This is a genomic window from uncultured Gimesia sp., from assembly GCF_963976445.1.
Classification (GTDB): domain Bacteria; phylum Planctomycetota; class Planctomycetia; order Planctomycetales; family Planctomycetaceae; genus Gimesia.
Map to the genome: position 1 here is coordinate 21748 of NZ_CAXBKP010000001.1, position 20801 is coordinate 42548.

Annotated in this window: 12 protein-coding genes; 10 read left to right on the plus strand and 2 right to left on the minus strand. The window is 50.4% G+C overall.

Going from position 1 to position 20801, the window contains the following annotated elements; genetic code table 11:
* The first annotated feature begins 25 nt into the window (after positions 1-25).
* The 10 genes from AAC022_RS00080 (at position 26) to AAC022_RS00125 (ending at position 16674) form a co-directional block, all read left to right on the plus strand.
* The gene (locus tag AAC022_RS00080) at positions 26-2503 is read left to right on the plus strand and encodes an ATP-binding protein (RefSeq protein WP_339726776.1); all 2478 of its coding nucleotides are present in this window, start codon (positions 26-28) and stop codon (positions 2501-2503) included.
* A 17-nt stretch (positions 2504-2520) separates the two neighbouring features.
* Positions 2521-3459: a carbamate kinase gene (locus tag AAC022_RS00085; RefSeq protein WP_339726779.1), complete on the plus strand. Its 939-nt coding sequence runs from the start codon at positions 2521-2523 to the stop codon at positions 3457-3459.
* Between the two features lie 17 nt (positions 3460-3476).
* Positions 3477-4817, plus strand: a complete 1341-nt coding sequence (locus AAC022_RS00090; protein ID WP_339726781.1) for a cyclic 2,3-diphosphoglycerate synthase — start codon at positions 3477-3479, stop codon at positions 4815-4817.
* A gap of 380 nt (positions 4818-5197) precedes the next feature.
* Positions 5198-6199: a DUF1559 domain-containing protein gene (locus AAC022_RS00095; RefSeq protein WP_339726783.1), complete on the plus strand. Its 1002-nt coding sequence runs from the start codon at positions 5198-5200 to the stop codon at positions 6197-6199.
* Between the two features lie 98 nt (positions 6200-6297).
* Positions 6298-6750: a carboxypeptidase-like regulatory domain-containing protein gene (locus AAC022_RS00100; RefSeq protein WP_339726786.1), complete on the plus strand. Its 453-nt coding sequence runs from the start codon at positions 6298-6300 to the stop codon at positions 6748-6750.
* Between the two features lie 433 nt (positions 6751-7183).
* Positions 7184-8674, plus strand: coding sequence for a circularly permuted type 2 ATP-grasp protein (locus AAC022_RS00105; protein ID WP_339726789.1), 1491 nt, complete (start codon positions 7184-7186; stop codon positions 8672-8674).
* Positions 8667-9668: an alpha-E domain-containing protein gene (locus AAC022_RS00110; protein ID WP_339726792.1), complete on the plus strand. Its 1002-nt coding sequence runs from the start codon at positions 8667-8669 to the stop codon at positions 9666-9668. The genes AAC022_RS00105 and AAC022_RS00110 overlap by 8 nt, the downstream gene beginning before the upstream one ends.
* Before the next feature lie 59 nt (positions 9669-9727).
* Complete coding sequence (locus tag AAC022_RS00115; protein WP_339726794.1) at positions 9728-13093, plus strand: transglutaminase family protein; 3366 nt, start codon at positions 9728-9730, stop codon at positions 13091-13093.
* A gap of 138 nt (positions 13094-13231) precedes the next feature.
* Positions 13232-15769 carry a circularly permuted type 2 ATP-grasp protein gene (locus AAC022_RS00120; protein ID WP_339726796.1) on the plus strand — a complete coding sequence of 846 codons (2538 nt, stop codon included), beginning with the start codon at positions 13232-13234 and terminating at the stop codon, positions 15767-15769.
* On the plus strand, positions 15766-16674 hold the full coding sequence (locus tag AAC022_RS00125; RefSeq protein WP_339726798.1) for a transglutaminase family protein: 909 nt from the start codon (positions 15766-15768) through the stop codon (positions 16672-16674). Before AAC022_RS00120 ends, AAC022_RS00125 begins: the two co-directional genes overlap by 4 nt.
* A 59-nt stretch (positions 16675-16733) precedes the next feature.
* On the opposite strand, the gene AAC022_RS00130 is transcribed toward AAC022_RS00125, so the two are convergent.
* Complete coding sequence (locus tag AAC022_RS00130; RefSeq protein WP_339726800.1) at positions 16734-18056, minus strand: DUF1552 domain-containing protein; 1323 nt, start codon at positions 18054-18056, stop codon at positions 16734-16736.
* A gap of 77 nt (positions 18057-18133) precedes the next feature.
* Positions 18134-20779: a DUF1592 domain-containing protein gene (locus AAC022_RS00135; protein WP_339726802.1), complete on the minus strand. Its 2646-nt coding sequence runs from the start codon at positions 20777-20779 to the stop codon at positions 18134-18136.
* Positions 20780-20801 lie beyond the last annotated feature (22 nt).

Consider the following 20801-nt stretch of genomic DNA (forward strand, 5'->3'; position numbering starts at 1 on the left):
CCAGGCCGACCAACCGAGGAAACTCATGACGAACACCACGGAATATCGCGAACTGAGCGCGAGCGAAGTCACTTTAGACATTGATCCCAAATCGTTTGGCTTTGAAACAACAGCAGAATTAGAACCGTTAACCGAAATCGTCGGTCAGCCACGTGCATTGCGGGCCCTTGATCTGGGAACGGGAATTCGGCATCCCAATTACCACATCTATATTGCAGGTCTAGTCGGTACGGGCCGGATGGAACTGGTGACGCATGCTTTGCGTGAGCGGGTCCTGGATGATTCAACTCCTCTGGACTGGGTCTATGTCAACAATTTCGATGAGCCGGATTGCCCACTCGCGATCAGTCTGCCTGCGGGGCAAGGTGTCCAGCTTCGAGGAGACATGGAGACGTTGATTGAGCAATTGCAGGATTCTCTTCCCAAAGCGTTTAAAGAAGAAGACTTCGGCAAGGAAAAAGAAAAACTCCGACAAGTCTATCGCAAGCGCGGCGACGAGGTCTTCGAGAAACTGCTCAAACAGGCAGAGCAATACGGGATGACCGTCCAGCAACTTCCGGACGGTCAAATTATATTTATCCCACTCAAAGATAACCGTCCGATGACACAACAGGAGATTGAGCAACTTACCCCCGAAGAAATGAAAGTCCTGGATAGCCACCAGGACGAGTTGGTGGAGATAGCCGGACGCGTGCTGCAGGAGCAACGGGAAATCCAGAGACAACTTTCGACTGACGTGCGCGAAGTGGCACAGCGGTTCGCCGTTCATCTCGTGGAGCCTCTCGTCGAGGAACTCCAGAAAAAGTATGACAACCCTAAGCTCAGCGAGTGGTTTGATCGTCTCAAAGTACACATCATTGACCATCTCAACCTGTTCCGTGATGTGTCTGATATGCCGCCCCAGGTTGCTGCGATGATGATGGGCGAAGGAGCCACCGATCCGGAACAGCGTTTTCTGGAATACCGGATAAACGTAGTCGTGGATAACAGTCAGCTCAAAGAGCCGCCGATTATTGTGGAAGACGCGCCGAATTACCGAAACCTGTTTGGTACGATTGACCGGGTAGTGGATCATGCAGGACGCGTGATAACCAATTTCACGCGTATTAAATCGGGCAGTATCCTGAAGGCGAATGGGGGCTATCTGGTAGTCAACCTGATGGATGCGATCATTGAACCATTTGTGTGGAAAGAACTGAAACGGACGCTCAAGAGCCAGTCACTGGGAATTCAGGTTCAAGATCCATTTGCGATGTTTACCGTGACCGCGATGCAACCTGAACCGATCCCGCTGAATGTGCGTCTGGTCGCTCTGGGAGAACCCTTAATCTACCATTTGCTGTATCTGCATGATGAGGACTTTCGGGAAATCTTTCGTGTTAAAGCTGACTTTGATCCAGAAATGAATCGCGATGAAGAGACGGGGCTGATTTATGGTCGCCTGGTGCGTCAGCTCTCCGAAAAAGAAGAGTTACTCCCCTTCGATGCAGCGGCGATCGCAGAGTTGGTCTGTGTTGGAGCGCGGCTGGCAAGCGATCAGAAAAAAGTGACTTCAGTCTTCAGTCACATCGCGGATGTGGCACGTGAAGCCAGTTTCTGGGCCAGTAAGAAAAAGCTCAAAGTGGTCAAAGCGAAATACGTTCGGCAGGCTGTGCAGGAGCGTGTTTTTCGCTCAGACATGATTGCTGAAAAAATCCGTGGTCTGATTGCCGACGGCACGCTGTTGATTCAAGTAGAAGGTACTAAAATCAGTCAGATCAATGGTTTGGCTGTGGCTGACTTGGGAGATTATGCCTTTGGCCGTCCGTCCCGATTGACGGCCAGTGTGGGCGTGGGAACCGCTGGCATCATTAATATTGAACGCGAAAGTCGGATGAGCGGCAGTACGTTCGATAAGAGTATGCTGATTCTGGAGGGACTGTTACGAAATTATTATGCAGGTGAACAACCTTTGACACTATCCGCCAGTATTGCAATGGAGCAGAGTTATGGCGGTGTTGATGGTGACAGTGCTTCAGTCGCAGAACTACTTTGTCTGTTGAGTGCCCTGGCGAATGTTCCTCTCCGGCAGGATCTCGCCGTCACAGGGTCGATCAATCAATGGGGTGAAGTGCAGGCAATTGGTGGCGTGAATGAAAAGATCGAAGGTTTCTTTGACGTCTGTAACGAGTCCGGACTGACGGGAACACAGGGGGTCTGTTTTCCGGAATCGAATGCACAGAATCTTGTATTGCGAGACGATATTGTCAAAGCGATTCGAAAAAAACAATTTCATGTCTGGGCAATTTCAGACGTTGATCAGGCGATCGAGTTATTTACCGGCATGTCGGCAGGTGATATTTCTGACAAGCGTAGTTTTCATGGCCGCGTGCTAGAGCGATTGACAGAAATTGCGACTCTGTTAGAGCAGCAAATGCTGACCGACACCGGTCGCCTGTTATGGACTCCCGGCACCCCACTGGGCCTCCCCCCTGATCCCAGGCCGCCACTGCCGGGACAATAGTGACTGGAAAACAGCTAATGACAGAACGAACGATCCTGGCTCTGGGAGGTAACGCGTTTGCGGCACCGGGAGCGCCACTCACGATGGCCCGGCAGTTTGAATTCGCAAAACTGGTATTTCAATCTCTCTCCCCGTTACTGCTGGACGATCGCGAACTGATTATCTCTCATGGAAACGGTCCGCAGGTAGGCCATATGCTGATTCGCGTCGAGGAAGCACTGGGAAAAGCGTATGCGGTTCCGCTGGAAGTCTGCGTCGCAGAATCAGAGGGAGAACTGGGGTATGTGATTACACAAACGCTGCATAATGTTCTGGATGAAGCAGGGCGTCATCGCCCGATTGCTTCGATTCTGACACAAGTTGTCGTAGATCAGGACGACCCGGCCTTTCAACATCCCACAAAAGCAATCGGACCGTTTTACACTTCTGCACAGGCGGATGAGGTCCATCGGCGTGGATTTCCGTTACGCAAAGAAGCAGAACGCGGTTTCCGGCGAATCGTTCCGTCCCCTCATCCGCGTGAGATCGTCGACGTAGATGTAATCGAGTCACTACTTCGCGCAGGTGTGTTAGTTGTCGCAGCGGGAGGAGGTGGAATTCCGGTCATTCGCGAAGGAGCTCAACTGCGGGGAGTGGAAGCGGTCGTCGATAAGGATCTGACTTCCGCACTGCTGGGCACGTTGATCGAGGCACGTCTTCTGCTGATTCTGACAGACGTCCCTTGTGCGTATCTCAATTTTAATACCCCCGACCAGACGCCGCTCGGCAGGATTGGAATTACTGAGGCCCAGCAACTGCTTGATGAGGCGCATTTTGGTGAAGGCAGTATGCAGCCGAAGATTGAAGCTGGAATCCAATTTTCCCGTCGCCCTGACTGCCGCACCATCATCTGCAATGTTGACAATCTTGATCAGGCATTACAGGGTCTGGCAGGAACGATCATCGAACATGACTGAAGAGAAGGATTGAGTTCATGCACTCGAAATTCAATTGTATCATCGCCGGAGCTGCAGGCCGTGACTTCCATGATTTTCAGACCTTCTTCCGCAAGTATCCAGAATTCCATGTCTGTGCTTTTACTGCCACACAAATCCCTTTCATTGATTCGCGTGTTTTTCCACAATCACTGGCAGGGCCAAACTATGAATCGGATATTCCCATTTTCCCCGAAGAACAGTTGCCGGAACTCATTGGCCAGTTTGAGATCGATTTCGTCTTCCTGGCATACAGTGATCTCGCCTACGAAACGGTGATGCACACGGCATCGCTGGTGCAGTCGTGTGGAGCGAGTTTTGTACTCCTGGGCCCGGAACAGACACAATTGAAGTCAACCAGACCCGTGATTGCTGTGACAGCAGTCAGAACGGGCGCCGGGAAAAGTCCGCTAACACGCTGGATTGCCTGTCGACTTTCTGATTTGGGACTGACACCAGGCATCATTCGACATCCGATGCCTTACGGTGACCTGGCGCAACAGCGCTGTCAGCGGTTCGCTACTGAAGCAGATCTGGACGCTTATGATTGTACGATTGAAGAACGTGAGGAATACGAACCCTACCTGGAACTGGGGTTCTCCATTTTCGCCGGCGTCGATTACGAACTGATCCTGCGAACCGCCGAACAGGAAGCCGACATTGTTTTGTGGGACGGGGGGAATAATGACTTTTCGTTTGTCAAACCGGATTTGCTCATCACGGTTACCGACGCATTGCGTCCCGGTCACGAAGTACAGTATTACCCGGGCGAGTCAAATCTGCGGATGGCAGACGTGATCGTGATCAATAAAGTCTCTGCTGCAGAAACAGCAGCCATTATGCAAATCAAAGCAAATATCAAGCGACTGAATCCGACAGCTGAAGTGATTGAATCGAATCTTGAAATTGTTGTGAATCAACCTGAGCTGATTGCAAACCAGCGCGTGCTTGTGATCGAAGACGGCCCTACCCTGCTCCACGGGGGGATGGCAACAGGAGCCGGCTATTGTGCAGCAATTCAGTTTCAGGCCGAGCAGGTGATTGATCCGCGTGCGTTCGCTGTAGGAAGTATCGCTGAGGCATTTCAACAATACCCGCATATGGGGCCAATCTTACCAGCTTTAGGTTACTCAGAAGAGCAAAGGGCAGAGTTGAGCCAAACCATCAAAGGCTCGAATGCTGATCTCATTATCGACGCCACCCCGGCCGGCCTGTCTCATGTTATCCAGACATCCATACCCATTGTCCGCGTCCGGTACGAATTCCAACAGGTTACCGGAACATTACTTCAAGGCATGATCGAAGAATTTGTGCGTCAAACAATTCCCGGGTGCTCTTAATTCAAAACCGGCATTGCACAGGTTATTTCCTTCACGACAAGAGTGCTTGAACTGCACTATTTTTGCGCAAAGTATGATTGTTGACTAGGCGTTGAATATCCCTGAAAGATAATCTGCACAAAGACACCCCCTCAAAACTGGCTTGTCTCTGCTTCTCAGACCGATTTCCATAACCTATATCATTACAATAAGTTATGAATACTCACCTCTGTAATTTCAGTATTCATTTCTTAATTAATACATAATAGATTACAAATAAGTGTTCCACCTCCCTTTAATTAGTATTACTTTGTAATAGTGCATCATTGTGGCATTTAAGTTGCAGTATCTGAAAACCTCACCGCATACATTCCTTCCCATCCTTCCACAGGAAACTAATTATGAGATCTCGACCACACCTAAAACGAGGCTTTACTTTAATTGAGTTGCTCGTTGTGATTGCCATCATTGCGATACTGATTGCCTTACTGTTACCAGCAGTCCAGCAGGCACGTGAAGCAGCGCGGCGTTCCACCTGTAAAAACAACATGAAACAACTCGGACTGGCTTTGCACAATTACAATGATAACTTCACGGTTTTCCCGATTGGTTCACAAACCGGCTCTTTCCCCAACTGGCGCGTCGGCGTTCTGCCTTACCTGGATCAGGCGAATGTTTATAACCAGTTAACCAGAGCGAATGGCTATTGGGCTCACTCAGGATTTCCGGGAAACACGATTCTTTATTCCGTTCGTCTACCCGTGTATAAGTGCCCTTCAAATCCGTATGGCATGACCAACACGAGCGATTTCAATTACTCTGCCAGTAATTCAGATCCCGGTCAGCAAAGTATGATCATTGACTATGTTGGTATCTCTGGAGCGACTCCGGACCCTGCTGGACGAACCAATGTTTGTACGGGCGATATTCTGGCCAGCAGCTCCAGCAACTGTAATACGGGAATGTTGGTTCCATTTGAGAGCAAACGATTTCGTGATTGCACAGACGGAGCCACCAACACCATTATCGTGGCAGAACAGTCAGGACAAGTGAGCGGCACTCAAAAAAGTGCCAATGCATTGGGAGCCTGGCATGGATGGGCCAACTCCAGCCTGTCGGCCTGGAACGCACGGACTCCACTTCCACTGAGCGCCGGTGGTTTCTGGTATGCCGCTGGTACAACAACGGTTCGATATCCACCAAATGCCTATTGGGGTTCCACTGCCCCTTCACAGGGAAACAGCCGCTATTCTGCCAACACGATCATCAACTCACATCATGTCGGAGGTGTGCATGCAGTTTTAACTGATGGTTCCGTTCGTTTTATTTCTGAAAATATCGACATGGAAACTCTCAGACAATTGTGTGTTCGCGATGATGGAAAAGTGATTGGAGAATATTAAGTTCGTCCACTTGCTTAATGCTTTCTCAAATCCCCCGATCACTGATCGGGGGGCCTCACAACCTGCCTCCCTACCAAACACCGCTGCTGGAAAAGATCATGACCTACCTTCCGTTTTCCCCATCCGCATGTCGACAACTCGCTTTGACAGGACTCCTCGTTTTATTCCTCGTAGGTCTCAATAGTTGCGATCATTCACCTGGTTCAGAGAAGCCTCGAAGTGAAGTGACCATTGTAATTACGAACGGTAGCGATCCCGTCGCTAATGCGCAAGTCGATCTCGTGAATGAACAAACGGGGGAAGGGGGAGGTGGAACACTCGATGACGAGGGGAAAGCAACGATAATAAAGGTGGCGCTCGGATCATATACCGTCACCATCAATCCCCCTGCTGAGGAACCTGTTATCCCCGGAATCAAAACGGCCCCCAAACTGAAATCTTCCCTCTCGATTCCCAAGCAGGCTCAAAAAATCGCCACCAGCCCCTTCAAGGTCGAAGTCGGATCGGGCACCAATGAGTTTACATTCGATTTTGAAGCAATTGAAAAATAACTCATCCCCTCCAAGGAGGTCCATTCGAAAAGATTTCACTTCAGTCAGAAAACCAATTCTTTCTAGATAGCTTGCATCCCGATCTATGCAAAGAGTGAGACTATTTGTAATCTTTGTTACTTCTTCAAGAATATCAGCAACAAATCACAACATAATATGTGCCTTTTTTACGTAAAACCGTAATGGATTTCCGGCTGAAACAGTCGAACGTAAGAACACCCGCAACTGCCTAAAGATAAGGCAGACCTTCTAAAATAATGCTGATACATTACGCGGACGCCAGGTGGTAATTCCACCAAATCATGTGAATTCATCACAATTCTACGAAGCATCGATTATCGACCGAATACGGCACGCAATCTGCTTTGAATTGATTTTATATAGTATACTTGAAGAAATTCCGTCCAAGAACGCTCGTTGAGGAATCCAGTAAATGAGGCTCGCTCCCTATCAGTCCGGCGAAAGTTTTGATGAGATGTTTGCCCCCGACGGTCAGCCCAGACCAAGTGGGGAAAAGTTTGTTGAGCGACTGCAAACGCTCTCCGAAGGTAGTTTGCAGCAACGACAAAAAACAGCTGACCTCAGTCTGCAGAACATGGGGATTACCTTCAATGTTTACGGACATGAGGCGGGAACCGAAAAAGTCTGGCCGTTCGACCTCTTGCCGCGGATCATTGACGCACATGAATGGAAAATGATCGAAAGCGGATTGCGGCAACGCATTCACGCTCTGAACCTTTTTGTTGATGATATCTACAACGACGGAAAAATTTTAAAAGATGGCAAAGTCCCGGAAGAACTGATCCTGTCTTCCAAGACGCTGCGTCCTCAATGCAAAGGATTTCGGCCTCCCCAGGGAGTCTGGTGCCATATTACCGGCGTTGATCTGATTCGCGATTGCGATGGCCAGATTTACGTTCTGGAAGACAACCTGCGGTGTCCTTCAGGCGTGTCATATGTGCTTGAAAATCGCGAGTTGATGAAACGGACATTTTCACACGTCTTTCAAGGCATGTCCGTGGCGCCGATCGAAGATTACTCCGAACAGCTTCTGAAAACTCTGTTGGACTGCGCACCGGAAGGAGTCAGCGCTCCGACGGCCGTGGTACTCACGCCGGGTATCTACAATTCGGCTTATTTTGAGCATACGTTTCTTGCTCAGCAAATGGGCGTTGAACTGGTACAAGGTTCTGATCTAGTCGTAGAAAACGGCTACGTCCATATGAAAACAACACAAGGTCTGCGTCGTGTGGATGTCATCTATCGTCGCATTGATGATGATTTTATCGACCCGAAATGTTTTCGTCCGGATTCAACTTTGGGTGTGGACCATCTGATGGATGTCTGTCGTGCGGGACGTGTCACTTTAGCGAATGCGCCTGGTACCGGAGTCGCCGACGATAAAGCCGTTTATGCCTATGTACCGGAGATCATCAAATATTATCTCGGTGAAGAGATGATACTCCCTAACGTCCCTACATATCTCTGTTCTGACGAAAAGCAACGCAAACATGTGCTTGGAAATCTGGACAAACTAGTTGTAAAGCCAACAAATGAATCGGGCGGGTATGGAATCTTGATTGGTCCCCAGGCATCGCAGGCAGAACGTGATAAATGTGCCGATGCCATTCGTGCCAATCCGCGGGAGTGGATCGCCCAGCCAATGCTAAACCTCTCGACTGTTCCGACACTGATAGACGATGAACTCAAGCCACGTCACGTGGATTTGCGTCCGTTTGTACTGTGCGGCAAGGAGATTTATGTGATGCCGGGGGGACTAACGCGTGTTGCCCTGCGTGAAGGATCGATGATCGTTAACTCGTCGCAAGGTGGTGGAAGTAAAGATACGTGGATCCTGCGAAACGGTAGCTCGATTCCTGAGCCGCACATTTCACGAGCAGCTGAGGAGAATAAGAATGCTTAGTCGAGTCGCGAGTTCTGTATATTGGTTAAGTCGTTATGTTGAGCGAGCGGAAAACGTCGCACGATTTATCGACGTCAACTACAATCTGACACTGGGAGAAACTGACACACTCGGTAACCAGTGGGCGCCGCTGATCTTCACAACCGGTGACCAAGCCACATTTGAAGAACGATACGAGTCATTCACTCGCAAGAATGTATTAAAGTTTCTCTTATTTGACGAGAAAAATCCGAATTCGATTCTTTCTTGTGCCGCTCTCGCTCGCGAAAATGCCCGAACTATTCGGGAGATCATTCCTTCGGTTGTCTGGGAACAATTGAATCAGTTCTACTTCATGGTCCGGTCATCTGCCGGTCTTGAAACGACGCAGGATCAACCGCAGGAATTCTGTGAACGTGTGCGACTGGCGAGTCACATGCTGGTAGGTGCAACCGATTCAACCATGTCTCATGGAGAATCATGGCACTTTGCGCGTGTCGGACGAATGATCGAACGGGCCGATAAAACTTCGCGAATCGTCGACGTTCAGTATTATATTTTACTCCCCGATGCGAACGATGTGGGTTCCGCACTCGATGTCGTTCGCTGGTCGGCTTTATTGCAATCAGCCAGTGCCCTTGCCATGTATCGACGTCAATATGGAAAGATTCTGCCGGACCATGTTGCTGACTTCTTAGTTCTAGATAGCCGGTTCCCCCGTTCAATGCACTTCTGTCTGGCAAAAGCACAACAGTCTTTAAGAAGCATTACGGGAAGCACTGCAGGTACGTTTCTTAACCTGACCGAACAACGCATCGGCCTGCTATGTTCAAATATGGATTACACCAGCGTCGATAATATTATTGAACAAGGGCTGCATCAGTATATTGACGGCTTCCAGAAGCAGTTGAATCTCGTTGGTGAAGCCATTCAGAATGACTTTTTCATTTCAAAACAATCCCCACAGACACAGGTTCAAGCTCGTCAGACTGCCAGCCAGACCCAGTCGAGTTAATGGAATCAACACCATTGGGGAAGCATCTTATTTTTTTTTAATCTGAATGATAATACAACATGATCCGTATCGCATTAAATCACAAATCAATTTATCACTATAGCCGTAGCGTGGAATTAGCACCACAAGTCGTCCGTCTGCGTCCTGCGCCGCACTGTCGCACACCGATCTGCAGTTATTCACTTCGTGTTACCCCGGAAGAGCATTTTGTCAATTGGCTGCAGGACCCACACAGCAACCACTTGGCCCGGCTGATCTTTCCCGAAAAAACACGCCACCTCCAGGTGGAAATTGATCTCGTGGCGGAGATGACGGTGATCAATCCGTTTGATTTCTTTCTCGAACCGGAGGCGATGGAATATCCGTTTCAATACGAACCGAGCCTTGCTAAAGATTTACAACTATTTCTGGCTAAGATCGAACCCGGACCCGAATTTTCTGCCCTGCTTGAATCAATTGACCGCTCGGAGATCAAAACCATTGATTTTCTGGTTGGTCTGAATCAACGTCTGCAAGAAATGATTCGCTACGTCATTCGTATGGAACATGGAGTCCAGTCTCCGGAACAAACGTTAAAGCTGGCCAGCGGTTCGTGCCGCGACAGTGCCTGGCTGCTCGTGCAACTCCTGCGACATTTAGGACTGGCTTCCCGATTCGTTTCAGGCTATCTGATTCAGCTCAAGCCTGATGTCGAATCGCTCGACGGCCCGTCTGGTGCTACGGAAGACTTTACCGATTTACATGCCTGGACCGAAGTGTTCCTGCCCGGCGCTGGCTGGATCGGCCTCGACCCGACATCCGGTTTACTCGTAGGAGAAGGACATATTCCCCTGGCTTGTACGCCCGAGCCCTCCAATGCGGCCCCCATCAGCGGGAATATTGGGGAGTGCGAGGTCGAATTCCGGCATGAAATGACAGTGACTCGAGTTCATGAGGATGCCCGTATCACGAAACCCTACACAGAGGAAGAATGGCAGCGGATCGAAGCCGTTGGTCACCTGGTCGATGAGCAGTTAGAAAACAACGATGTTCGACTAACCATGGGGGGAGAACCAACTTTCGTTTCGATCGATGATATGGAAGGCGATGAATGGAAAACTGCCGCCGTTGGTCCCACGAAACGACGTCTGTCGGGAAATCTGATTGAACTACTGCGTCAACGTTTTGCCCCGGATGGTCTGATCCATTATGGACAGGGAAAATGGTACCCCGGTGAACCATTGCCTCGCTGGGCTATGACGTGCATGTGGAGAACAGACGGGCAACCCATCTGGAATAATACTCGACTTCTGGCTGATCCAGATCAAGACAATGGCCTGGAAATCAAACATGCCCAGCTTTTTGCAGAGCGACTAACAAAGCGACTGGGACTCGAGCCAGAACACGCTGCACTCGCTTATGAAGATGCGATGTACTACCTTTGGAAAGAGCGGCGTCTGGCCGTCAATGCCGACGTTTTCAATTCCGATCTTGACGATGAAGAGGAACGAATTCGTCTGGCGCGTGTGTTTGAACAGGGGTTGGATTCCCCCGTGGGATGCCTGCTCCCGTTAATGCACCAGTGGTGGTACGCCAAGCCACGTTGGAAAAGCGGTCACTGGCCGGTTCGTTCCGAAAATCTGTTCTTGATTCCCGGCGACTCTCCCATGGGACTCCGTCTTCCACTAGATTCCCTGCCAGCTCCGATTTCGGGTGAATATTCACCAGTTCCGGTAGTCCCCTTTGAAGAAACAGAAGCGCTGCCGGATTACGAGAATTTACGTCAGCAGACCGTATTTCAGCGTCCCGCACAAAGTACGAACGGCCGTGTGCAGCATCAGGTTTTCCAGCAGACCGGCGCAGGCGATGTCCTTGAGAAACCACGCCAGGATGAACAATCTGATATTGAAACTCCCTCGTACGACTCTGGCATCATTCGAACTGCGATGTGCTTTGAGCCGCGAGAAGGCAACCTGCATATTTTTATGCCTCCCGTAGACCGACTCGAAAGTTATCTGGAATTGGTCACGGAGATCGAGCTCACCGCAGAAGAACTAGATATCCCCGTGATTCTGGAAGGTTACCTCCCACCAACTGACTATCGATTACAACACATTAAAGTCACCCCCGACCCGGGAGTGATTGAAGTCAATATACAACCGGCTCAGAACTGGAAAGAACTGGTCAACATCACAGCCGGAGTCTATGAAGACGCGCGGCATACGCGACTGGGTACGGAACAATTTGACCTGGATGGAACACATACGGGCACCGGTGGTGGAAATCACATTGTGATGGGTTCTCACACTCCGTTTGACAGTCCTTTTTTACGACGCCCGGACCTGCTGCAAAGCCTGATTGCCTTCTGGCATAATCACCCCTCACTCTCGTATTTCTTTTCAGGGCGGTTTATTGGACCTACCAGTCAGGCGCCACGAGTCGACGAAGGCCGATGCGATGCGACATACGAATTGCAGATTGCGTTTGAGCAGATTCCCAAGAACGGCGAATGTCCCCCCTGGCTGGTGGATCGTGTTTTCCGGCATCTGCTGGTTGATTTGACAGGCAATACACACCGCGCGGAATTTTGTATTGATAAGCTTTACTCTCCTGACAGTGCAACAGGACGATTGGGGCTGGTGGAATTTCGAGGGTTCGAGATGCCTCCTCACTGGCAGATGAGTTTGACTCAACAACTGTTGCTCCGCGCACTGGTCGCCCGCTTCTGGAAAAAACCGTACACACCGGATCTGGTCGATTGGAATACTTCAATTCATGATCGCTGGTTGTTGCCGCACTTTATCCAGCAGGATTTTGAAGATGTGATCGAAGACTTAATTGCGGAAGATTTTCCGCTGGAAGCAAACTGGTTTGAACCTCACTATGAATTTCGATTTCCTTTCATTGGTGAAATCCAAAATCGGGGAATTCACCTTGAACTGAGAACTGCCATTGAGCCTTGGTACGTACTGGGTGAAGAACCCGCGGGGGGTGCGACAGCACGATTTGTTGATTCTTCTGTTCAACGTTTACAAGTGAAAGTGCGCGGGATGTCGAACGGACGTCATATCCTTTTATGTAACGGTCGAAAAATCCCGTTGCATTCAACGGGCACCGAAGGGGAATTTGTCGCCGGGGTGCGTTATCGTGCCTGGCAACCGCCTAGTTGTCTGCACCCCACAATTCCAGTCGACGGGCCACTGGTGTTCGACATACTGGACACCTGGGTGAACCGCTCTGTTGGGGGCTGTACTTACCATGTAGGTCATCCGGGGGGGCTTAATCCCGGATCATTCCCTGTAAATGGCTATGAAGCGGAAAGTCGCCGTGCAGCCCGCTTTTTCAAGATGGGACACACAGGAGGCACCAAGTCAATTCCTGAAGATGAGAAAAACCCTCTGTTTCCGATGACACTTGACCTTCGCCGGAACCGCGGCATTGTATAAAATAACGGCAATTCGGGTTTGCAGTGATCACTGCCCCCGGGTTGCCTTATTTTCTACCTGCACAGCTTTTCCTGTTAAATCAAGTATGGTTTGGCTACTGGTAGATTTACTTTTCACACTTTAGGATCAAAAGCGAACGTGCCGACCTCCCCAATTTCCGTGAATAATATTTTCCAAGGCTATTCTCCTCCTGGAGGTGTCTTTGATGAATTCATGATGGATGCAACTGAGCCGCGTCCCCACTCAAAATTATTTCTTGATGACGTCGTTAAAATTGGCCGAGACGAGTTTGAACATCGTTGGCAACAGGCACAAAATACTGTGCAGGCCAATGACTTTGCTTATAGTGGTTACGTCACGTCGGAGGATAAACCACGTCCGTGGGAACTGGATGCGATTCCCTTTCTGATCTCCGCTGAAGAATGGAATTCTGTATCGACGGCGCTAGAGCAACGTGCCCGCTTACTGAATCTGATTCTGAAAGACCTGTACGGTGAGCAATCGCTATTGAAACAGGGAGTCTTACCGCCGGAACTGGTTTTCTCGCATCCCGGATTCCTGCGTGCCTATCAGGGTAAAGATCTGGAAAACGACTGTTTTTTGCATTTTTATTCAGCAGATCTGGCGCGTGCTCCCAACGGTGAGTGGTGGGTTCTGGCGGATCGAACCGAAGCAGCATCTGGTATCGGCTTCGCTTTGGAAAATCGAATTCTGACCTCGCGCATGTTTCCGGATCTGTTTCAACAATACAATGTTGAACGCCTGGCTCCGTTTTTTATGGCAGCGCAAGAAACGCTACGCAGTCTGGCCTCCCAGGGACAGGAAAATCCGCGGGTTGTGCTCTTGAGTCATGGACCGTCGAGCTCGAATTACTTCGAGGACGCCTACCTGGCGCGCTATCTGGGTTACACACTTGTAGAAGGTGGTGACCTTGCGGTGCGTAAAAATCAAGTGATGCTGAAAACGCTCGGCGGACTGATTCCGGTAGACGTGATATTCAGACGACAAAACAGCAGTGATTGCGACTCGCTGGAACTGAATGCGTCTTCAAGGCTCGGAGTCGCCGGACTCACTCAAGCAGCACGGTCAGGGCAAGTCGGTATTGCGAACGCGCTGGGAAGCGGTTTACTAGAGTCTGCTGCGTTCATGGCTTTTATGCCACGCTTGTCACAATCACTATTCGGGGAAGACCTGCTGATGCCGGGTGTGGCTTCGTGGTGGTGCGGTCTGCCAGATCAATTGGATTATGTGCTTAAGAACCTTGAGAAGCTGACTATTCAACCTGCATTTCGCATCCGTGGCAAGGACAATCCCACCCTCGAATCATTGAATGAGATGTCACCCAAAAAGCTGGCGGAACTGATCGCAGCAAATCCAAGGCAGTTTGCTGCTCAGGAAAAAGTAATGCGATCCAGTGTGCCCGTCTGGCGCGGAACGATCCAACCCGCTCACCTGGCGCTGCGTGCGTATGCAGTTGCCAGCGGCGACTCCTACACAGTTATGCGAGGCGCACTGGCGCGCACTTCCACTTCGCTTGATCCACTGGAAGTCTCGATTCGTAAAGGGGAAGGTAGTAAAGATGCCTGGGTGTTAGCAGATAGCCCGGTCGAGCATGTGACTCTGCTCAAAGAACAAGGGCGTACGATCACGTTACGCCGCAGCGGTTCCGAACTTCCCAGCCGTGCTGCAGATAATATCTTCTGGTTAGGGCGTCAGCTGGAACGAGCCGAGGCTCTCGCCAGAGTACTGCGCGGCGCAGTCAACCGGATGAGTGGCGAAACTCGATCTACGAGCGATATCGAAGTGCCTGTGTTACTGCGGTGTCTGGCCGATCAAGGCCAGATCGAACCTGATTATGCGATTGATAAAATGCGCAACCTGATGCCGCCCATCGAGCATGTCTTACCAACTTGTGTGTTTGACAAAACACAATCTTCGTCGCTACGTTCTGTGATTGATGAACTGTTTCGACTGGGTTCCATCGTACGAGACCGAATTTCCCTTGACACCTGGCGGATTATCCGCCGCATTGATAAAGGGTTTCTTCCTGAACGATTCGGCGTTACTAATCTAGCAGATGTGTTGACGAAAACCGACGACCTGATTACCGAACTGTCCGCGTTCAGCGGCATCGTGATGGAGAGCATGACTCGAACCCAGGCCTTTCGATTTCTGGAATTAGGCCGCCGGGTAGAGCGGTCGTTCCAAATCATCAGCCTTGTTAAAAACTGTTTCATCCCGATGCCAGAAGCACAAGGTCCGATCTACGAAACGGTATTGGAAGTGGCAGACAGCCTGATGACCTACCGCTCGCGCTATCTGGCAAACCTGCAACTACCGGCGGTACTTGATCTTTTATTAACGGATGAAACAAACCCGCGTTCTCTGGTGTTCCAATTCATGCAGCTTTCCAAACATGTCGAACGACTGCCACGGAATCATGAGCAGCCGGATTATACGGCAGAACAAAGACTGGCCATGACGCTGCTACATTCGGTGCGTATGTTAGACATCCAGGAGGTGGCAGAAACCCATAGCTTGGGTGATTATGAACCGCTCGAACGTCTGATTGAAACCTGGGAGTTTCAGTTACCCAAGCTTTCAGAAGCAATTTCGCACCGGTATCTCGTGCATGCTGTTCCTTCACACCAACTCTCAGACATTAGCCCCCAATGAAATATAAAGTCACACATACGACGAAGTATGCCTATTCTCAGGCGGTACCGGTTTGCCATAACCTGGTGCATCTGGCGCCGCGTGAATTGCCGCATCAAAAGTGCAATAAGTTTAAGCTGCTGATTCACCCGGAGCCCTTCAGTATTACTAATCGCGAAGATTACTTCGGAAATAAAGTCTCTTATTTTTCGATCGATCAGCCTCATTTGGGTCTCACCGTGACCGCGACGAGTCATATTGTGGTTTCCCCCATTCCCAAGGTGCCTGAAAACGAAACGCCCCCCTGGGAGTCTGTGGTCACTCAACTGGAGCAAGACCGTTCTCCAGAAACACTCGACGCGTATCAGTTCGTGTTTAATTCCGCAGGTATAAAGCAATTTCCTGCGCTGCAAGATTATGTGAAAGTTTCATTCGAGAAGGATCGTCCGATCTTAGCTGCATTGACTGAGCTCACGGCACGCATTTATAAAGATTTTAAATACGATCCGCGCGCGACCACCGTGCATACCGAAATTAATGAAGTATACGAAAAACGTCATGGCGTCTGCCAGGACTTTGCGCATTTTCAGATCGGCTGCCTGCGATCACTGGGTTTGGCGGCACGTTATGTGAGTGGTTATTTACGAACGGAACCGCCGCCAGGCAAACCTCGTCTTGTGGGAGCCGATGCCTCACATGCGTGGCTCTCTGTGTACTGTGGCGAAAAAGCAGGCTGGATTGATCTCGACCCCACGAATAATGTCCTGGCTTCTACCGATCATATCACAGTCGCCTGGGGACGAGATTATTATGACGTCTGTCCGATCCAGGGAACGATTGTCGGGGGTGGTGAACATCGCATGAACGTTTCCGTTGACGTCGCTCCCGAAGAAGATCCCCCAACATCGAAACGGGAGTCAGCCTGATTGAAAGCAGTCCTCTGGATGTTCATGCTGCTATCAATTGCGACAGAACTTGAATCATTTCAGGATTTGAGCCCTGCCAGTGTTGTATGACCTGACCCAAACTGATCCGTCTCGACACCAAGGCGTTGCAACATACTCACATACAGATTACAGAGTGGTGCGTTGTGATCGCGATTGAAGGCCAGGTGCTGACCGTGTCGAAACCCACCGCCGGCCAGTAGAATCGGCAAGTTGGTGTTGTCATGCGTGTTGGCATCGCCCATGTTACTTCCATAGAGGACCATCGTACTGTCCAGCAGCCGACCGGATTCGCCTGGCACATTCGCAAGTGTTTGCAGAAACTGTTTTAACAGTTTCATCTGACGACGATCCGCTTTTTCCAGTTGGGCCAAGTGATCTGCGCGCATGCCGTGATGACTGAGTGAGTGGTAGCCAGTCGTACTTTTCTCATTCTCACTCTCCTGCAACTGAAATACAGGAGTTGCAAAGGCATCGACCATCAATGTGACGATACGAGTGGAATCCGATTGCAGCGCCAAAGTCGCCATCGTCAACATCTGTTCGAATTTTTCGAACAACAGAGCCCGGTCTACAATGTCCAGGGGCGGTTCCTGATCCATTTTCGGTTTGGGGCTTTGTTCCCACTCGCCAGCAGCGACCAGTCTCTCTTCCAGTTCGCGAATTGATGTAAAATACTGATCCAGACGCGCCCGATCATTGCGTCCCAGATTCTTACTGAATTTTTGTGTCGATTCTGAAACGGCATCCAGAATACTGCCTCGCCGTTTGAGCTGATGCAGGCGCTGTTCGATCTTTGCATCACTCCCCTGGATAAACATCTTTTGAAACAGCCGGGCCGGACTGTCTTCGGCCGGTAACAAGACACCGTCCCTGGTCCACGACAGGCTGCGATTTGCCTTATCGATATTCACGCCGAGATTCAGCGTACCGAAACGGGTTTGTCGGCCCAGTTGCTCTGCCGCATACTGATCGAGCGAGACCGTATTCCGAAAGCCACTACTCGTGGGATGTCTGGCTCCCGTGAGGAAACAGTTTTCGGTCGAGTGTCCCCCTTCGCATGCCGGATGAGACAGGCCGCTGAAGACGGTAAAATCCTGGGAATATTCTTTGAGCTCCTGTAAATAGGGAGAGAGCTGATACTTGGCGCCCGTTGTCTTGGGGAAGAATGGTTTTGGTAAGACACCTAGATTATTTGAAATTAACAACATGCGACCAGGTTCCGACTTCCCGGTTGGTGCGGCGACGGAACGTTGCGTCATGCACTCCAGCAATGGTAGAGCCAGCGATACCCCTGTGCCACGCAGAAAGCGACGGCGGGACATCGTTTTTGTAGTCGGAATATAATTGGGTTTTGAAGTCATAATACGCTTCTCGTTATTGAGAGTGCTGCATCGAGTTGAAAGCATCGTTTTATTTTCAGCGTTTTATCCTCATCGTGTCATTCGGAATTTTGTGTCACAGGAGATCGCAGATCAGTGCCGAGAAAAATCGGGCTTTGGATAAACGTCTGCAGAAGATCTCGTGTGCGATATCCATTCTCACTGCATTGATCGAGGATTGATTCAACAGTGGGGCGATCAGAGAACCGGACGGGAGTTCCCGTCGCATAAACGGTTAATTGATGGATCAGATTTCGCGCCAACTGCCTGGGATCGGACGCGAGAATCTGTTTGAGTTCCCGTATATCACGAAATCCCCGACCGTCTCTGAGCTGCCCACTGGCATCAATGGGTCCAGCAACACGGTAGGAAAACGCATGGCCGGCGCGATCGATGCCGGTTATCTTTACTCCACTGCCCAAACTACGATAACGTTGTCTCCAGGCCCCCATAATATCGAAATTTTCCAGCGCGAATCCAACCGGATCGAAGCGGGCATGACAGGCGGCACAAGCCGGGTCTTTCGTGTGTCGAGCCAACTGTTCGCGAATCGTAGTTGCCCCTCGAATATCAGGTTCGACCGCAGGAACAGAGACCGGCGGTGGTGGAGCCGGGTCTCCCATGATGCGTTCCATAATCCAGGCACCACGTAATACCGGTGACGTCGTGGTGCCGTTGGCCGTGACTTTCATCATCGCTGCCTGTGTAAGTACTCCACCATAAGAACCAGAGGCAGGCAGAGCCACACGCCTTAACCGTGACCCACTGACCGGTTCCAGGTCATAATGCCGCGAAAGTCTGTCATTGATGAAAGCATAGTCTGAATCCACCAGCACGGTAATGGGCTGATTATTTTGAAGCATGTCTTTAAAAAACGTTCGCGTTTCTGCTGCCATCGATTCGATCAGATAATCATCAAAGCGGTACTCCGGATAAAGTCGCACATCGGGTTCATCACGGCGGATCTCTTTTAACGACAACCAGTAATCGGTGAAATTCGTTACAAAGTTTTCACTCGACGCAGCTTTGAGCAATCGATCGGTTTCATGCTGTAAGATGCCCGGATCCAGTAGTTCTCCTTGTGCTGCATGCGACATCAATTCGGAATCGGGACGCGTGTTTCCCAGAAAATGAGACAGCCGAGAAGCAATGGCATAATGTCGATGGGGCGAATCAGACTGAGTTTCCGGGAGATACAGATACTGGCCAGAACACAAAAATGCACTGTACCCTGACAACAATGCTTCGGCCAGAGGTGTTCCGTGACTCAGTTCACTTAACACAAGCCGCTCATAAACTTTGATGACATCATCAGAAGTTGGTTGACGCTGAGCGAGATGGATAAAACGCCTGAGGAGTCGCACCGCATCCTGCTCTGGTTGAGCCGAAACGAGTTCAACAGTTAATGCGCTCCGATTTGCCTGACGAATCGGGAGGTCGGCAAAGAGCTGTATGTGTGAAGAGGGAGGCCACTCGGCCGAGTCGATAGGGCCGGTCACTTCCAGCCATTGAAATGCGATTCCCCCATGTCCCCCCTCAGGCATTGGTGGAAAGTCGTAATACAGCGGTGCATTCGGCGGATTGATGGCGCGTGGAACCGGCAACCCTAACAAACTGTACTCGAATGTTTCATTCTTCTTGAGTTGAATGGTCGTTTCGTATTCGGCAACCTGTGGTTGAATGTCGAGGATTTCGCGTGTAGCACGGACATCGCCTGAAACATCGGGGCCGGATCGTTTGCGGGCCCGGAAATTCATGGGAATGGAATCTCGTGCCGGCCTGAGACTGAAGTCGGGTAACTGCCGGACTGCGCGGGCTGAAAAACGGAGCCGGTACGTGCCGGGTTCGACAGCTTTGAACACATCCGGATATCCATAATAGGGCCAGGAAGCCGACCGAAAAATAGCCAATTCCATTTCCGGATCATGTTTGTTTTCTTTACGGATTCGAGCCAGATCAGCGCCGGTGAGGGGAACCATTTGCGAGTGCTTCGCGTAAAACATCGCCTCACGTTCGCCGAATGTGTTTGCAGTCTGAAACATGCGCGTGGCTGGCAGACGATGGTGCTCTGGTTGACGAGGTTTCAGACCTGAGGCAACTGCCTGTCGCAGTGCAGTTGCCGTGGCATTGAGATAAGCTTCCATCTGAATCCGAGAGATATCGAGAACTTCGGCGACTTTATTACAATGATACCGTTCCCGATCTGCGGGCAGCATGTCTTTGATATCGAGATGCGGCAGCTTGAGCAGATCGCGCAGGTTTTGTTCATATTCATGACGTGTCAGTCGTCGCATTGGTCCGCGTCCTTCTGTGCGAACTTCCCGAGTATCAGCGTTCAGAATTGCGTGTGAGAGCTGATTGACCAGAGTCTGGCGGTCTGCTTGCGGGAGGTCACTCGCCTCAGGGGGCATTTCATCTGCAGCGATACGATCATGGATCTGTACCCAGCGGAGACGAACCTGGGGGTCGTCCAGCTTCCAGTCGACTCGTTTCAAATTGAGGCCGCCTTCTGTAGTCTCATCATTGTGACAGTCGATGCAGGAATTCCGGATCAACTTGCGAACAACATCGCCCGACGATCGTTTGACAGACTCTGCTGAAAATCCACTTTGGGAGAGAACGACGAGTGTGATCCCCAAACCGAAGACACCTCTCATGATCCAATTGAATTGCAGTTCCTGTTGAAGCAACACGCGGCTGAACATAGTAATAATTACTTTCGTAAGA

Excerpts from the sequence above, each read along its gene's own strand:
- AAC022_RS00095 (WP_339726783.1), top strand. The coding sequence starts at position 5,198 with ATGAGATCTCGACCACACCTAAAACGAGGCTTTACTTTAATTGAGTTG.
- AAC022_RS00110 (WP_339726792.1), top strand. The coding sequence starts at position 8,667 with ATGCTTAGTCGAGTCGCGAGTTCTGTATATTGGTTAAGTCGTTATGTT.
- AAC022_RS00135 (WP_339726802.1), bottom strand. The coding sequence starts at position 20,779 with ATGTTCAGCCGCGTGTTGCTTCAACAGGAACTGCAATTCAATTGGATC.
- AAC022_RS00090 (WP_339726781.1), top strand. The coding sequence starts at position 3,477 with ATGCACTCGAAATTCAATTGTATCATCGCCGGAGCTGCAGGCCGTGAC.
- AAC022_RS00080 (WP_339726776.1), top strand. The coding sequence starts at position 26 with ATGACGAACACCACGGAATATCGCGAACTGAGCGCGAGCGAAGTCACT.
- AAC022_RS00125 (WP_339726798.1), top strand. The coding sequence starts at position 15,766 with ATGAAATATAAAGTCACACATACGACGAAGTATGCCTATTCTCAGGCG.
- AAC022_RS00115 (WP_339726794.1), top strand. The coding sequence starts at position 9,728 with ATGATCCGTATCGCATTAAATCACAAATCAATTTATCACTATAGCCGT.
- AAC022_RS00085 (WP_339726779.1), top strand. The coding sequence starts at position 2,521 with ATGACAGAACGAACGATCCTGGCTCTGGGAGGTAACGCGTTTGCGGCA.
- AAC022_RS00105 (WP_339726789.1), top strand. The coding sequence starts at position 7,184 with ATGAGGCTCGCTCCCTATCAGTCCGGCGAAAGTTTTGATGAGATGTTT.
- AAC022_RS00130 (WP_339726800.1), bottom strand. The coding sequence starts at position 18,056 with ATGACTTCAAAACCCAATTATATTCCGACTACAAAAACGATGTCCCGC.
- AAC022_RS00100 (WP_339726786.1), top strand. The coding sequence starts at position 6,298 with ATGACCTACCTTCCGTTTTCCCCATCCGCATGTCGACAACTCGCTTTG.